Annotated in this window: 17 protein-coding genes; 4 read left to right on the top strand and 13 right to left on the bottom strand. The window is 45.0% G+C overall.

Translation table 11 applies throughout. From position 1 onward, the window contains the following. The 12 genes from tadF to L9Q40_RS18675 all read right to left on the bottom strand — a co-directional run bounded on the left by tadF (position 1) and on the right by L9Q40_RS18675 (position 9,433). Positions 1-522, bottom strand: coding sequence for a tight adherence pilus pseudopilin TadF (gene tadF, locus L9Q40_RS18730; RefSeq protein ID WP_498794203.1), 522 nt, complete (start codon positions 520-522; stop codon positions 1-3). Positions 523-524: 2 nt separating this feature from the next. Then, positions 525-971, bottom strand: coding sequence for a pilus assembly protein (locus L9Q40_RS18725; RefSeq protein ID WP_498794202.1), 447 nt, complete (start codon positions 969-971; stop codon positions 525-527). Between the two features lie 107 nt (positions 972-1,078). Then, a complete protein-coding gene (locus L9Q40_RS18720) occupies positions 1,079-1,687 on the bottom strand; it encodes a tetratricopeptide repeat protein (RefSeq protein ID WP_498794201.1) in 609 nt (202 codons plus the stop codon). An 89-nt stretch (positions 1,688-1,776) separates the two neighbouring features. Beyond that, positions 1,777-2,637 carry a type II secretion system F family protein gene (locus L9Q40_RS18715; RefSeq protein WP_498794200.1) on the bottom strand — a complete coding sequence of 287 codons (861 nt, stop codon included), beginning with the start codon at positions 2,635-2,637 and terminating at the stop codon, positions 1,777-1,779. Then, on the bottom strand, positions 2,634-3,536 hold the full coding sequence (locus tag L9Q40_RS18710; protein ID WP_498794251.1) for a type II secretion system F family protein: 903 nt from the start codon (positions 3,534-3,536) through the stop codon (positions 2,634-2,636). The genes L9Q40_RS18715 and L9Q40_RS18710 overlap by 4 nt, the downstream gene beginning before the upstream one ends. Positions 3,537-3,541: 5 nt before the next feature. Further along, a complete protein-coding gene (locus tag L9Q40_RS18705) occupies positions 3,542-4,813 on the bottom strand; it encodes a TadA family conjugal transfer-associated ATPase (protein WP_498794199.1) in 1,272 nt (423 codons plus the stop codon). Further along, positions 4,810-6,045 carry a CpaE/TadZ family protein gene (locus L9Q40_RS18700; RefSeq protein ID WP_498794198.1) on the bottom strand — a complete coding sequence of 412 codons (1,236 nt, stop codon included), beginning with the start codon at positions 6,043-6,045 and terminating at the stop codon, positions 4,810-4,812. The genes L9Q40_RS18705 and L9Q40_RS18700 overlap by 4 nt, the downstream gene beginning before the upstream one ends. Next, positions 6,045-6,521: a hypothetical protein gene (locus L9Q40_RS18695; protein WP_498794197.1), complete on the bottom strand. Its 477-nt coding sequence runs from the start codon at positions 6,519-6,521 to the stop codon at positions 6,045-6,047. Before L9Q40_RS18695 ends, L9Q40_RS18700 begins: the two co-directional genes overlap by 1 nt. Further along, the gene (locus tag L9Q40_RS18690) at positions 6,518-7,852 is read right to left on the bottom strand and encodes a type II and III secretion system protein family protein (protein ID WP_498794250.1); all 1,335 of its coding nucleotides are present in this window, start codon (positions 7,850-7,852) and stop codon (positions 6,518-6,520) included. The genes L9Q40_RS18695 and L9Q40_RS18690 overlap by 4 nt, the downstream gene beginning before the upstream one ends. Positions 7,853-7,881: 29 nt before the next feature. Then, positions 7,882-8,724 (bottom strand): Flp pilus assembly protein CpaB, encoded by an 843-nt coding sequence (gene cpaB / locus L9Q40_RS18685; protein WP_498794196.1) that lies wholly within the window; start codon positions 8,722-8,724, stop codon positions 7,882-7,884. Positions 8,725-8,740: 16 nt separating this feature from the next. After that, entirely contained in the window at positions 8,741-9,187 is a 447-nt protein-coding gene (locus L9Q40_RS18680; RefSeq protein WP_498794195.1) for an A24 family peptidase, read from the bottom strand. Between the two features lie 30 nt (positions 9,188-9,217). Further along, on the bottom strand, positions 9,218-9,433 hold the full coding sequence (locus L9Q40_RS18675; protein WP_498794194.1) for a Flp family type IVb pilin: 216 nt from the start codon (positions 9,431-9,433) through the stop codon (positions 9,218-9,220). A 324-nt stretch (positions 9,434-9,757) separates the two neighbouring features. Between L9Q40_RS18675 and L9Q40_RS18670 the strand changes: the two genes are divergently transcribed. The 3 genes from L9Q40_RS18670 to L9Q40_RS18660 all read left to right on the top strand — a co-directional run bounded on the left by L9Q40_RS18670 (position 9,758) and on the right by L9Q40_RS18660 (position 13,533). After that, the gene (locus L9Q40_RS18670) at positions 9,758-10,621 is read left to right on the top strand and encodes a LysR family transcriptional regulator (RefSeq protein ID WP_498794193.1); all 864 of its coding nucleotides are present in this window, start codon (positions 9,758-9,760) and stop codon (positions 10,619-10,621) included. 142 nt (positions 10,622-10,763) lie between these two features. Beyond that, positions 10,764-11,621, top strand: coding sequence for a transglycosylase SLT domain-containing protein (locus L9Q40_RS18665; protein ID WP_498794192.1), 858 nt, complete (start codon positions 10,764-10,766; stop codon positions 11,619-11,621). A 220-nt stretch (positions 11,622-11,841) separates the two neighbouring features. Then, the gene (locus L9Q40_RS18660; protein ID WP_498794191.1) at positions 11,842-13,533 is read left to right on the top strand and encodes an AMP-binding protein; all 1,692 of its coding nucleotides are present in this window, start codon (positions 11,842-11,844) and stop codon (positions 13,531-13,533) included. A 55-nt stretch (positions 13,534-13,588) separates the two neighbouring features. Here L9Q40_RS18660 and L9Q40_RS18655 read toward each other — a convergent pair whose 3' ends face one another. Then, positions 13,589-13,798 carry a DUF1127 domain-containing protein gene (locus tag L9Q40_RS18655; protein ID WP_498794190.1) on the bottom strand — a complete coding sequence of 70 codons (210 nt, stop codon included), beginning with the start codon at positions 13,796-13,798 and terminating at the stop codon, positions 13,589-13,591. Positions 13,799-13,895: 97 nt separating this feature from the next. Between L9Q40_RS18655 and L9Q40_RS18650 the strand changes: the two genes are divergently transcribed. Then, positions 13,896-14,822, top strand: coding sequence for a LysR substrate-binding domain-containing protein (locus tag L9Q40_RS18650; protein WP_498794189.1), 927 nt, complete (start codon positions 13,896-13,898; stop codon positions 14,820-14,822). Positions 14,823-14,837: the final 15 nt, after the last annotated feature.

Raw genomic sequence — 14,837 nt, 5'->3', positions numbered from 1 at the left:
TTACCTCCCCACCACAACAGAACTGGATGTGATTGTCATTGTCGGTTGGCCGGATTCCCCCCAAAGTGTTGCAAACCAAGAGTTTTTCTTTTGGCACAGCGTCACTTGATACAAGGGAAACACGACGCTATTTTCGACAGGAACAAGATCCGATTTATCTTTCAACGCAACGGCTCTGCAGCCTAAATTTGTGTATTGCTGACTTTCGAACATTTGCCAACCTGTTTTGTTGTGCAACGCTTCAATTTTGATTGCCACGCTGCTCTCCGTGGTATTCAGTAATCGGGCAGCCAGTATTTGCATCTGTGACGTATCCGTAGCGTCTATATTTACCCTTTCATCGTAATAACGACTGCGCTCTTTGAGTATATTCACCAGGGCAAAGCTACCACGATCGAGTTGTGCTCTTGCCATTAGCTTATCGCTAAGATCGGTCATAAAATAAAAAATGGTCACAATCGCAATCAACACAAAAAACAGCTCAATGGTGAACGCGCCTTTTTGTCGGGTTGGTAATTTCATTATTATTCCCCCCAACCTTCATGCTCTAAGTTAATCAAAGTGCTTCTGGTGATAGGAACAGGATCACTGGAAAATACATTCAAAACAGGCTGGTAGTTGTACGTTAGGGTTATTTCAGCAATTTGATAGCCTAAATCACCTTCCAGCATTTCTGCATCTGACAAACTGGCGTCCGCAATCAGATCGGCATAAGTTAAGTAATACTTACCCGTAATAGTGAAATTGTCCGCAGGGGTAAACGCAGACCAAAGCGTACCACCCTCATCTAACGCAGCTCGCAAGGTATTGTTATAGCTGCTGTAAGTGCTACTACCCTCGAAGATCTTGGTACTACGCACGGTTTCTCTTAGCGCATACTCAACCACACTGGTGGTATAAATGCGTAGCCCCATTTCAAACAACATGAGTAATGAAATTGCCAGCACCAGTGCGCCCAAAACAAATTCCACTACTGTTATCCCTTTCGATCTTGTTAACGAACGAGATCGAGATGACGACAGCGTTGCTTTTGTTACCTGATATCTGGTAGATAAATGGTTCATATCGTTCACCCTATTTAACGGTGTAACTTTCTCGATATTTGTGCAACTTGAGCATCGGTAAAGGCATCCTCAAGTAACTCCCTCGCCTGAGACACTTCACCGGTTTTGAAAAGGGCGATTGCCAAATTCGCGCGCACCTTTTCGTTATTTGGATTCTCTTGGTAAACCGGTGCTAACAGCACAATCACATCGTCATACTGTTGCTGAGCTAAATGCACGACGGCAAGGTTATTTTTTATCGCCACATCGTTGTAACCTTTGAGACGAGCCTGGTTGAAAGCACGCTCTGCCAACGAAAAATTACCAAGATTACTGTAGGCAATGCCAGACAACACTTGGATCTCTCCTGTATTATGTCCCATGGCAATAGCACGCTGGTACTGCTCTAACGCAAGGCTGTCTTCTCCTTCCTGACTATGGATTTGTCCTCTGAGCTGAACGAGCAACGCGTTTTCGATGCCCTTATCGAGCAAGTACTGCACATAAAATTTAGCCGACTCAACATCCCCTTTTTCCAAATAGACATGCGCCAACTCTTGCATCACCTGTACATCATCCGGATTCTGTTCCAGAAGCAATTTATAGTGACTGATCAGCCCTGAGTGGTTTTCTACCCGCTGCATACTTGTCACCACATTTTCTTCATTGTGTGTGGTAGTGCTGCAACCTATAACTAAAAAGAGTGAGAGGCTCATAACGGCGATTATTTTCATTATCCATTCCCCGATAGCGTCGATAAATCAATTTGCAAAAAGCCCGGTGCAAGAATGAAAATTACGATTGGGAACATGATCAGCAAAATCAAAGGCACACTCATTTTTGCTGATAACTTACCCATTCTCTCTTCTACCTCGAGCAAATGAATACGGCGCATATCTTCTGCTAAATCACTCAACACGCCAGCAACAGAGGTGCCATAATGCAGGTTTTGAATAATAGTGAGCACAAAGCTGTTGATCTCTGGGGCGGGTAAGCGCTGCGAGAGATCGTGTAGGGCTTTTTCAATCCCGAGTACTCTGCCTGATTCTGAAGTTTTGCTAATTTGATAACACAAATCTTTATCGAAGATTTTCAGCTCTTTGGCTAAATAGGCAAAAGATGCCTCGATCGTCATACCGGTTTGTACACATACCGCCATAATATCGAGCACATAAGGCAGGTTTTTCGACACTTTACGCACCAGCCAACGCCGGCGAACTTCCAGCAAAAAATCCGGCAAGATAATAATAGAAACCGCAGCGGCAAGAAGCAGAATTATCTTGTTGTTAAAACTTGTCTGCATAAAGAAAATAAAGATCAGTGCTGCAACAAACAATAAGGCTTTAAATGGGAAGTAATATTTGGCGAGCTGTTTATTGTAATAACCCGCGTTTAATAATTTTTGCTCTAAATCTTTTTTATTTCCTTCACCAAATTTAACGATAAAGGTATCCAGCTTTTGTTTTTCTTGCTTTTTTCTGCTGTGTTTTAAATATTTATTTAATGCCACTTCTCGTTTGCGCGTGTAATAGTAATCGTAAAAGACAAACGTAAGCGCACACACAATCAGTAATACACTCATTGCTACAATCATCGTCTTACCCCTTTTACCAAAAGCCAAACAATAAATAACCCAAGCAACTCACTGCCGACGACGTAATATAAAACGATTCGGCCACGAGCATCATTAAGCACAAAATCGATATGATCAGGATTAATTTGGCTGATAATGATGGCGAACACCACTGGAATGGCTGCCACCACTTTGGCTGAAATTCTTGCCTCTGACGTCATTGCCATTTTTTTCGACTCTAACGTTCTTGCATCGACCAGAATACGAATTAAGCGCGCGAGTACATGCTTTAATTGTCCGCCCCGGTTGAGGTTAGCTCGCACCGTAATAGTGAAAAATACGTATTCAGGGTAAGGGAACGCTTTGCACGAGCGTAGCAGTACCTTTTCTGGGTTTTCCCCTAGTTTGAGTCGCTCGCCCATTTCACGGAATTCTCTGCCGACTTCCCCACCCATGTTGTCACCCACAAAGGAAAAAGCGTGCATCAAACTTTCCCCAGCCGTAACCGCACTCATTAGAATGTTCAATGCATCAGGGAATTTTTTCTCAAAATCTAATCGGCGTCGATTTTGCAGCCAGAAGTAGCCCCAAAGTATAGAGAAAGCAAAGATGGCGAATGAAAAAATGGCAGAGTTAACATTCAGCAGCTGGTAAACGACGTAATAACTGACATAACCAGACAAGCACAAGAATAGAAAAGTAATCAAGTACGCTCTTGGACCAAGCACCTTAATGGCAGGCGATACACTGTTTTTTAACCGCTGCCACAAGTTTTGATCCAGGAGTGCATTGAGGTTAATCGCCGTAATGATATCTTCATCCACTTCCGTTTCCGGGAAATAGTTCTCGATCTTGCTCTTTTTACCGCTCAATAAGAACAAAATAGCGATACAAAATAGTATGAAAGATATCCATAACATCATGTTCATGCTCCTTGAAACGCTTTCATCAGCTCTTCATACAAGCCATAGAAATGGGCTTTTTTCACCAATTCAGAACGTTGCATTAAGCCCTCGGTAAGGAAACGTCCTCGAACGGCTTCGCCATAGCCAACTTCTTCGTATTGGAAGCGGAATATCTCTTCCATCACCACACTTTCGCCTTCAAGACCGACGATTTCTGAAATGCTGGTGATTTTTCGTGACCCGTCACGCAGGCGACTCACCTGAACCACCAACTCGATGGCACTGACAATCGCACGACGAATGGCATCAAGAGGTTGGTTTAAATTCGCCATCATCACCATAGACTCCACACGGGATATCGCGTCACGAGGCGAGTTCGCATGCAAGGTCGACATCGAACCTTCGTGGCCGGTATTCATCGCTTGCAACATCTCGAATGCTTCCGAACCACGACACTCACCAAGAATGATTCGGTCAGGACGCATACGCAGCGCATTGATCACCAAATCCCGCTGAGTCACTAAGCCTGTATGCTCAATGCTCTCAGCACGGGTTTCTAAACGCACCAGATTTGGTTGTTGCAAGCGCAGCTCTGCGGCATCCTCAATGGTGACGATGCGCTCATCTTCACTAATATATTGAGATAACGAGTTCAGTAGCGTGGTTTTACCTGACCCTGTACCGCCAGAAATCAAGATGTTCATCCGGCAACGAGAAGCAATAGACAACAGCCTCGCCATATCCATGGACATAGAGCCAAATTCCACCAGCTCCTCAAGCCCTATGTTTTGTTCACGGAATTTACGAATGGAAATGGAGGTGCCATCCAATGCAATCGGGGGAATTACCACGTTTACCCGGCTACCATCTTCCAGGCGAGCATCTACCGTGGGTGAAAGTTCATCCACACGACGTCCGACCCGTGCGGCAATTTGCTTGGCGATTGTGCGTACTTGGTCTTCGTCAATGAAAGTGATGTCGGATTTTTCTAGCTTGCCGTGCTTTTCATAAAAGACATTATTCGGGCCGTTGACCAGAATATCGGTGATCGCTTTATCATCCACCAAAGGCTGGATCGGCCCCAAACCAAACAGCTCATCTAGCATGCTTTTAACCAGACTAGACTTCATCATACTGGTGATGGGGCGATCAAAGTTGAGCGCTAACACATCCACGGCATTTCGAATTTGTCCCTCGATCTCCGACCGTTCAAGGGACTGTATCGCTTCCACATCCAACGCTTCAAAGATCTGGGCCCGGAAAGCTGAATAAACCTCTTTATTTGAACTCATCTTACCCCCAATCTAGCGAGAAAACCGCTAGTGTGCTGGGCCGGCTGGCCATTGATAAGACGCGTGAGATCATCAATCGTGTGGCTAATACTGCGATCATGTTTGTGCGCACGTTTACCCTCCAGCAGCAGATGCGCCAACGAGCGACAATAGGCCATATTGAGGTTAACCTCTGATCCTAAGTATTTTTTCAGGTCTTTTTGCTCAATCACAAAGGTATTTTCGGGGCGATGATGATTCGCCAATGTGATGATCCGAACCCGTTTACTCATGGAAAGCTGTTTACTTTCCAGGTGTTCAAGCAGAGAGCGGGCATTACGAATGGAAGCAATAGAAGGCTCAAAAACCACCACCACCACATCGTAATTATCAATCAGCATATGTGGGTCAACTTTAAAATCGACACTGCCGGAAAAGTCCTCAATGATGAAGTTGGTATTGCGGCTAAGTAGCTCGCACAATGCCTGGCTGTAGTTAAAAATTTCGGCCTGAGAACGCTCACTGTTAAGGGATAACAAGCGTAAATTTTTGCGGATTTTAGTCAGATAGCTGAGTGCCCCTTCCGTATCGAGCTCATGGACAGGAACCGCATACTCGTCTATCGAGCGTGGTTTATAATCGTTTAACGCCAGCAATACATCAATATTGCTGTTGTTATACTGATGATCTACCAGCACGTTATCGATGTCATTTTCTGCCAGTTTTGAGCCGACCTCTGTGGCTATAAAAGAGGTGCCGATACCACCTTTGCTGCCTACCACTGCCACACGTTTTGCTCTGCGCTGTTTGCTCACCCCGGTGTAGGTTTGCAAGTTGCGATGAACGTTCATGATGAAGTCAGCAAACTCATGTTTATTGATTGGCCAAAATAAATAGTAGAATCCGATATCTTTCAACTGGCGCAAAACGCTGATCGAATCTTCCGTGCCGATCACCACAATACCCTTATGCGTCGGCATTTGGTTGGTTAACCGTTGTGCATCGGCAACGATGTCAGAGGATTCAGAAAGCTCCAGAATCACAATGTTACCGCTCTGTTCAGAAAAGAAGTTTTTCGGCACCGAGTTTTGCTTGATGCAGGTTGGCTCACTCCAACCTTCAAAGCCGAACATTTCCTTTACCAGAGAGACACACTCGGCGCTTTGATACAGCAACACACAACCCGAAGGGCCATGTCCGCCCTCTAAAATGGGTGGTTTGATCTGCTTAAGCGATTTTCCTAAATCAAACATTAGAGCCCCTCCACTATGCGTTCCTTGTGAGAAACTTGCTTCATCCTGGCGACTTCAGAAAAGCAGTTTCGACTTGGGTTAGCCTGTTCGATTTGTGCCGGTTTACACGCCGCTGTCATCAGAGCATGGTAAGTGACCGTCAATTGCAAATCGCTGGCTAAGGTACTGTTTTGTTTAAGGGAGAATGCTTCGGCTCGCTGTGGTAATGCCGGGCGAGCTTTGAGTGTATGCAACGCCACCTGTTTCCCTTTGCTATTGCGATATTCGAGCAAATAGCTGGCACCTGAATCGATTTCATCCACTTTGTCGACAATTTCACCCAATTGCGCGGCGGATTCGGCTGTCGATTTAATCGTCAATTGATACACGTGGGTTTCTGGATAAATCAGGGCCTCGGCGCCCGGGCCATTAAAGTAACGCTCTGCGCAACCGGAGAGTAATACCACACCCAGCAATGTCATTAGTATTCGTCTCATTGGATAAATCCTCCCTGAGATAGCAACTTGATGGTTGGGTCATTGCCTTTATTGCCTTCATCATTGGCATCGGCCACATTAAACCAACGGTGCAGTGTCGAGGTTTTTTTGATGTATGGCATTTGAATGTCTTTGTTCTTCATCGGCTTAACCAAATTTACCGTTGCAACAATAATCAGTTCCGTGTGGCGTCGGTCTGTAGAGGCTTTACGAAATGCCGCCCCCAAGATAGGCACATCCCCCAAGAGTGGCGTTTTCTGCAGCTCTTCTAAGTCGGCGCTACTCATTAAACCACCAAGCACGAAGCTGTCTCCGTCTCCCAGTTCTATCGTGGTCATCGCTCGTCGGGTGGCAAACTGAGGTACTTCTATCCCTGCGGCACGAATGTACCTTTCAACTTCACTCACCTCTGGCATAAGCCGCATACGGATCTTGTCTTCATGCAATACCTTCGCGGTGAGATCGAGCTTGATACCAAACTCTCTGAACGTAATGTTGACGTTGTTATTGGTACTCACCACCACCGGAACTTCGCCCCCAACCAAGAAGCTCGCAGATTCGCCAGAAATGACGGTCAGGTTAGGCTCTGCCAAGATTTGCGCCACGTTTTCATTCCCGAGAGCGGTAATCAGGGTGGTTAAATCCGCGGCATCAAATTGTTGAAACAGGAACTCACCGACATCAGCCCCGACAGAAGACCAATCTACCCCCACCGTTTTCGAGAAGCTTTCCGTTACTTGCGCTACCGAAATCTTAACGTTAACTTGCTGATCCATGGCGACTTCAAGCAGTTCCAAAATACCTTGCCAAGTCATATTGCGGGCAAAGATCATACTTTGCGGCTCTTCTACGTCGTAACCGTCACCCTCAAATTCAAGAATTTGTGTCGCTTCCCACTTTTCGACTTTGTCACGCCCGAGCAAGGTCGCAACCATGCGATAAATGTCATCACGTTGTTGCTCTGATTCCACAATGCCGCTCACTGCTACTTGCTCGCCCACCGATTCAACTTTGATATCCAGGTCCGGATACATCAGCTTGATCTGACGGCGCACCAGTGAGAGATCGACATCGACAATGATTCGCTCAGAAAGCAAAACCTTGTTCGACTTACCGTAAACAATCAACCGTGCTTGCCCGACCCCTTTGGCGAATACCACGACGGTGTTTTCATTCACGACGTTGTAGTCCACAACCTCTGGCGCACTGATAAAAATGGTTGAGATGGCTTCGTCAACGACGATGTGTTGACCATCGCCGACAGTAATATATCGCTCGGCCGCATAGACGGATGCATTACATAGCAACACCAGCAACGCACACATCGCCATTCGACAAGTCGTTTTTATTGTTGGTACCATCACAGCTCTTCTCCTTGTGCAGATTGTCGAGATGCCCCTCTTAACTCAGCAACCCCGCTGTAATTGCCAATGACATCCCGCACTTCTGCAAATACAGGTTCTTGGTAGTGATGAGTTCTGTACACTTCGAGGTACATGGTTTTTTGCGCGATGGATAACTTGGCGATCTCACTTGGCTCGACTTCGACCACGATGACGATTTGGTTGTCGTCGTCACTGGAGACGTTAGATTTGACCGGAGAGTCCACTGGCTCTTTAGAGTTACCCACGCTTAGTACCTTCACGTTGCGTAAGATGTGGCGTGCGCTGACCCCGTTAAACTCAATGTTGCTTCTGCGCTCGTCGGATAAGTTTTCCTGTGGCGACCCCACCGATAACACATCCACATACACACCAGGGCGAATGTAACCTTTGACCAGATTTCGGGTGCTGACCAGCAATGAATAAGGCTCTTTCCCCGCCGTGATCAACAAGTCGATATGCCTTGGGTCGTTCTGCTTGACTTGGTATTCTGCGAATACGATTTCACCTTGAGGCACATCGTTAAACAGCAGAGTAGTCGGTGAAAAATCGAGTTGAATATCGGCGTTTATCCCCTCCTCTAACGCCATGTTGAGCTGCATTTGCTCTCTTTGAACATCTTGAATACCGATGGCGCTGCCACGGGTAAGATCTTGCTTAGCGCGCCATACCTGAACGTGGTGCACCTGAGGTTGATTAGAGTTATTGTCTTGGGTAACGCTTGTCTGCTGTGCGGGTTGAGTGGACATTTGGCTGAACAGCCCAAATCCACCAATCACCAACGCTAACAGAGCCAGCACCACCCCGATACGAGATCGCATACGCCCCTCCCACTGATTAAACGGCTGCGTTCAAAACAAGTGCCAAATAAAAACCACAGCAAATTGCAATTCCGTAAGGGAGACCGATCTGCGCACTGTCATGCTCTTTGTTGCGCCGTGACATCCACCAGAATTTGAGCAGATAGATGATGGCGAGCATTCCCCCAAACACCGTCACCAACACAAGCGCAGGCAGCAGAAAAGTCGTCGGGAGTGCCAAAGAGAAAGCGGCAATGAGTTTTACGTCTCCCCCTCCCATAACGTTAAAAATATGCAGAACCAGCAGCGCAGACCAACAAATGCCAAGTATCCAAAGGCTCGCAAGCGAGTAGTCTGCACTGCCAATGACCATTGCCAACACGGCAATCACCGCTACATGGCTGTTTTTGATGGTGCGATGGCGCAGATCCGATAGCGACACCATCGCACAGAGCACTGCCAGTAGGGTATAAATCACCAACACAGGCTTAGCTGTTGCAATTTTAATTTACGGTTATGATGGTCTGGTACTTAGCTTCGCGGCAATGTCTGAAAAGGCATCTTTCAGCTCTTTAACAAGGGTACCGTCTGCGTTGCTAAAAAACACTGCAGATAACGCCACTGCCATGGCGATAGCGATAAGACCATACTCGATGGCAGTCACGCCACGCTCGTCATTTTTTAGGCTATGCAAGTAGTTACTTATGGTGACATAAAGTTTAGTAATCATGGTGTTACCCTCTTCCTGTTTTATGTTATTGGTTTTCTCTATCAGCATAGAACGAGGAATAACGTCTCAATAATGAAACATATCGGTGCTACCGATGATTACAACTTACTCATACTATAAATAATTCTCATTATTTTCAGGGATTTATAAAAAACCTCTATATTTCAATCAGTTGATCTTGTTTTGAAATTTATCAATAAAAAATAAGATTTTTTTTCTCTGACAAAGTTTTTGATTTTTATCACAATTTAATTCCTACTTTATTCAACTTGCCAAATAGCAATTACGCTAAAAGTAACAAGGATAAAAAACAGTAGGCGCACAATGAAACTGGCATTCGATAATCTGATTTCTTTTCATGCGGTGGTAACTTATGGCTCGTTCAGTGCAGGAGCAAGAAAGCTAGGTAAATCACAATCGACCGTAAGTGGCGCGGTCAAAAGCCTCGAAGAAATGCTAGGCTACGCATTAATTGATCGTGATACTAAACCCATCGCACTGACCGAACGGGGGAAAAAGCTCTACCTGCTTGCCTCGCCTGTTATTAATAAATACAAAGATCTCAACCATGTCGCCGAGTCCTTAATGGATGGTCAGTTGGTGCGTATGTGTATCGGTATTGATCCTTTACTGTTCAGCCCTGCGGTAAAATCGGCGCTGATCGAATTCTGCGATGCCTTTCCGGGCGTAGAATTAACCGTCGTAACCAAACCGAGCCATAAGCTCATCGAATGCATTCACAAGGATGAGATGGATTTGGCCATTGGTAACCCCTATCACCGTAGCACGTTGAATTTTAATATCGACGAACTGTTTCCGGTAGACTGCCACTGGGTTGTGCACCAACAACAGCTTAACATGCCAAAATTGACTGAATCCCGACTGTTGCTGTTAGATGGCTATGAGTACGAACTCGATTTATCCAATGTAGCTAACAATAATATTTGGGTACTCGATGACATTAATCTGGTCGTCGATCTTTGTATTGCGCAAAAAGGCATCGCTTTTGTGCCACAGCATGCTATTACTCATAACCGGCAACAAGAGGTCTTAGCAAAGTTGCCAAGTGAAAGTGGTCTGTTTAGCAAGCATATCTATGCCTCTTTGATTTGGCCAAGTAACGTGGATTACGGAAAGTACCACCAATGGTTTCATGACAAACTCAGAATGAGACGCTTACCGCTATAAGCCAAGAGTATCGGGTCATTCTTAACAGTGAGGGAAGACGGTGATTGAGGATTTGTATTGCAATCTTTTCTCCAAAGCGTATTTCCGACCGATTTTTCATCGACAGCGAGGTTTTCTTGATCGAGGTTTACTGGAGAGACGCTTGCTGGATCTGCAGTGGCAGTTGATGTTTGTACTTGTCATAGGGCTGCTCATCTGTTCTTTCTGTGCTCATGCCAAAACAACCGTAGTCGATCAACATGCGATTAAGCAGCAACAGAGTCAATCTCTCAGCGCAAAAATGCTAAAAAGACCGCAACAACCTTTGACAGCAGCAAAGGCAATACCAAACTCAAAAACCGTCACAGCACCCAAGCCCCGCCTAGCCCTTAATAACGGCACATCTTCAGCGGTGATACAACTAAGAGGCAGCACTAACACTGCCACATCCCGTATTGATACAAGATGGGCATCAAGCCTTCCCGCTGCGGGTTGGACGTTTTTACCGTTAGTCTTGGAGGGCGCAGAAAAATGGCAGCTTGAAAGTGCTCTGTTACTTGCCATTATGCACACGGAAAGTGCATTTGACCCGGATGCCCACTCGCATAAAGGCGCAATTGGGCTAATGCAAATCATGCCGCAGGGTGCTGTTTTAGAGGTAGTGCAAAAGTACTACTCAGGTCGCCAGATAGAAACCGATACTTTATCTTTGCCTGAGGTTAATATAGAGATCGGTAGCGCGTATTTACATATTCTGAGCAATGACTATTTACACGCCGTCAGGTCAGATAAAAACAGACGGCTTTTGATGATTGCGGCATACAACTGTGGTTTGTCTAACCTAATGCGTGCACTTACCTTTACACAATCACTGACAACCTTCACCCATAATGTGAATCAATTAAGCGAAGATGCGCTGTATTTTCAGTTAACGCGAACATTGCCTATCGCAGAAACTCGTCATTACGTTGAAAAAGTCATGCACTTGTATGAACACTACCGCGGTATTGAATATCAATAAATAACCAGCATCTATCTATCATTCATTAACTGCGAGTCATTGCCTGCGACAATTCAGCGTTATTGATTAAGTGAAGCGAGAGACCAATACCCTACCTGTCGATAGTTTTGAGATATTTTTTATAAAGTGGAATGGTTCATATACCCAAATTAACTCACCCATGCTATTGTTAACAAAAAATTAACAATGATAAATCCTGCGATTAACATGGAGTTAGAGAATGAATCAAGCTAACAAGTTAAATGAGCAGACTTGCGCTCTCCCGCCACCTAACGAAATGATTCTAAAATGGGCATCGGAGCGCCCAAATGAAGTCTACTTAAAGCAAATCATTAATCGGGAATTCGTTGAATTCACTTACGCTGAAGTCGCAGACCAAGCTCTAAAGCTGGTGAGCGCATTACGCAAGCTAGGTGTTAATCCAGGTGATAAGGTAGCGTTAATCTCCAAAAATTGCGCAGAGTGGTTTATCTGCGATCTAGCTATGATGCTGGGTGATTACGTTAGTGTGCCCATCTTCCCAACGGCTGGAGCAGACACTATCGAGTACTGCCTCACGCACAGTGAAAGTAAGGTGCTTATCGGCGGTAAGTTGGACGACTCAAAGGCAACTCAGCAAGTAATTAATGAAATGGGCGATCTGATCAGTATCGCACTGCCATATAACTCTGCACCGATGTGCCAGCATCAATATGACGAGCTTATAGCAAATGAAGTGCCAAGTGTAGAACGTCCACAACATTACGACGATAAGCTCATGTCGCTGGTTTATACATCCGGTACTTCAGGCTTACCAAAAGGCGCAATGTTGACCTACGGCGCATTCAGTTGGTCTGTGCAACAGCTGATCAATCATATTGGCATACAACCAAACGACCGATTGTTCTCCTATCTACCACTCGCGCACATTACTGAACGAGTGTATATATTTGGTTCTTCAATTATGGGGGGCGTACCCACTGCGTTTCCAGAGTCACTCGACACATTTATTGAAGATGTAAAGATGCATAGACCAACCTTGTTCATCTCAGTGCCAAGGTTATGGACGTTATTCCAGCAGCGAATTCAGGATAAGTTACCGCAAAAGTCTTTGAACATTCTTCTCAAGATCCCCTTTGTTAATTCGCTGATTAAGAAGAAACTTGCCGTTGGGTTAGGTTTAGACCAAGCCCGAGTATTAGGGTGTGGCTCTGCTCCCGTATCACCAGCTTTGTTAGAGTGGTACCACAGCGTTGGGCTTAATATTACCGAAGCTTGGGGGATGACGGAGTCCTTTGCTTACAGCACGATTAATTATCCTTTTAGAGCCGATAAAATTGGTACTGTCGGCAATGCGGGGCCTGGTATAGAACTGAAAATTGCTGATGACAGTGAAATCATGGTTCGAGGTAAAGGATTATTCTCTGGCTATTATAAAAATGATATCGCGACTCAAGAATCCTTCGATTCAGAAGGCTGGCTGCACACTGGTGACATCGGAGCGATAGATTCTGATGGTTATCTTACTATTCAAGGCCGGAAAAAAGACACGTTTAAAACCGCAAAAGGGAAGTTCGTTTCTCCCGTCCCGATAGAAAAGAAATTGTTCGAATACAGTCGCATAGAAATGATGTGTCTGATTGGTCTTGGCTTACCAGGTCCAATATTGTTGGTCGTGCCGCATGATTTCCCTCACTTCGACAAAGATCGTTATGAACGTTCCACTCGTAAAGTCATTGAGCGAATGAATAAAGAGCTGGCATCTCACGAGCAAATAAAAGGCGTGTTGATGATAAAAGAGCCATGGAATATCGAAAATGGCGTTCTTACCCCAACTCTGAAAATAAAGCGCCACGTACTTGAACAAAAGTACCACGAACTTGGTCATAACTGGCCTAAAGGCCAATTAGTACTCTGGGAAGAAGACTTATAATTAAGCTAGCACTCCTCAATAGCCGTTGGGGAGTGCCACTCAACCTTGCTTCAAACTACGGCCTCCAAAATGGTTTATGGCTTTCTTTTAACACCTCATGCTTTTCCAAACCAATATCATTCCAAAGATGTTCAGGTAACTCTCTTAGATGACGACGAGTCCTATGATTTCTGCTCCATAAGTAGAGTTTAGAAAAAATTAACTGAATCCAATTTTGTTGTGTCGTTAGCAAAGCTCGTTCACAGTTATTCGTGACGTTTTCCATCTCTTCCACCCTTTTATTCTGTTGACCAGTTAATAATCAACGACTACCTTAATAATCTCAAACGATAGAACCTGCCATTGAGTTAAGGAAAACTAATGTGAAAGATCGGATGCCACCTCTACAAGGCTTATACTATTTCTTCATCGCAGCGAAAGAAGGCAGCTTTAAGACCGCTGCCAAAAACTTGTTTGTTACGCCTGCAGCAGTTAGCCAACAAATCCGGCAGTTAGAAGAGTTTTTGGGTACTGACCTGTTTGTTCGCCAACACAGGAAGATACTGCTAACACCTCAGGGAGAGTTGCTATTTGCTCAAGCAGAACTAGGATTTAATCACATACAACAAGGTGTTCGTCTAATTAACCAAGATCCCAACCCAAACCAACTTTCTATCTCAACTCTTCCCTCGTTTGCACACCATTGGCTAGTTCCTAAAATAACGGCCTTTAGACAACGTCATCCTGAGCTATCACTTTTGCTGGAGCCAACGAATGAACTGGTTTCTTTTCAAGACAGTCAAATAGATTTATGCGTTCGTTACGGCTCAGGAAACTATCCTAGTTTAGAATCGCAATGGTTAATGGATGAAGCTTTCTATCCTGCCTGTCATCCGGTTTATCAAAAAGAGCACGGCATTTATAACATCGAAGATTTGAACAAAGCGGAGCTTATCGAAGATCTTTGGCCTGATCTCGACTGGAATATGTGGTTAGAAAGACTAGGACAACATGCTGCCAAACCAGCGCTAAAATACAGCGGCTCCCACCTCGTACTTGAGGCTGCCTTATCATTACAAGGGGTGGCGCTTGTGAAACACAGCTTGGCCTATCAGTATTTTCGAACAGGCAAGTTGGTTCGGATTGGCGACATCGCCATCAAACCTAAATTCGCTTACTATTTATGTGCCCCAAAGGGATACCTACAACGGCCTAAAGCACAGCAGTTTGCAAAGTGGTTAAAAGTAGAGATCGACAGTTTTGAAAAGTCGGTTAATCGAGACTTTAAAACCATCGCGCTATCAGACTGAATCGTTCCAATTGAA

The organism is Allocatenococcus thiocycli, assembly GCF_921292965.1.
GTDB lineage: Bacteria > Pseudomonadota > Gammaproteobacteria > Enterobacterales > Vibrionaceae > Vibrio > Vibrio natriegens.
This window is presented reverse-complemented; position numbering and strand designations above follow the sequence as displayed.

What these genes read in the sequence shown, in the direction of transcription:
- tadF (WP_498794203.1), bottom strand. Translation starts at nt 522, where the DNA reads ATGAAATTACCAACCCGACAAAAAGGCGCGTTCACCATTGAGCTGTTT.
- L9Q40_RS18720 (WP_498794201.1), bottom strand. Translation starts at nt 1,687, where the DNA reads ATGCAGCGGGTAGAAAACCACTCAGGGCTGATCAGTCACTATAAATTG.
- L9Q40_RS18715 (WP_498794200.1), bottom strand. Translation starts at nt 2,637, where the DNA reads ATGATTGTAGCAATGAGTGTATTACTGATTGTGTGTGCGCTTACGTTT.
- L9Q40_RS18710 (WP_498794251.1), bottom strand. Translation starts at nt 3,536, where the DNA reads ATGTTATGGATATCTTTCATACTATTTTGTATCGCTATTTTGTTCTTA.
- L9Q40_RS18705 (WP_498794199.1), bottom strand. Translation starts at nt 4,813, where the DNA reads ATGAGTTCAAATAAAGAGGTTTATTCAGCTTTCCGGGCCCAGATCTTT.
- L9Q40_RS18700 (WP_498794198.1), bottom strand. Translation starts at nt 6,045, where the DNA reads ATGTTTGATTTAGGAAAATCGCTTAAGCAGATCAAACCACCCATTTTA.
- L9Q40_RS18695 (WP_498794197.1), bottom strand. Translation starts at nt 6,521, where the DNA reads ATGAGACGAATACTAATGACATTGCTGGGTGTGGTATTACTCTCCGGT.
- L9Q40_RS18690 (WP_498794250.1), bottom strand. Translation starts at nt 7,852, where the DNA reads ATGGCGATGTGTGCGTTGCTGGTGTTGCTATGTAATGCATCCGTCTAT.
- cpaB (WP_498794196.1), bottom strand. Translation starts at nt 8,724, where the DNA reads ATGCGATCTCGTATCGGGGTGGTGCTGGCTCTGTTAGCGTTGGTGATT.
- L9Q40_RS18675 (WP_498794194.1), bottom strand. Translation starts at nt 9,433, where the DNA reads ATGATTACTAAACTTTATGTCACCATAAGTAACTACTTGCATAGCCTA.
- L9Q40_RS18670 (WP_498794193.1), top strand. Translation starts at nt 9,758, where the DNA reads ATGAAACTGGCATTCGATAATCTGATTTCTTTTCATGCGGTGGTAACT.
- L9Q40_RS18660 (WP_498794191.1), top strand. Translation starts at nt 11,842, where the DNA reads ATGAATCAAGCTAACAAGTTAAATGAGCAGACTTGCGCTCTCCCGCCA.
- L9Q40_RS18655 (WP_498794190.1), bottom strand. Translation starts at nt 13,798, where the DNA reads ATGGAAAACGTCACGAATAACTGTGAACGAGCTTTGCTAACGACACAA.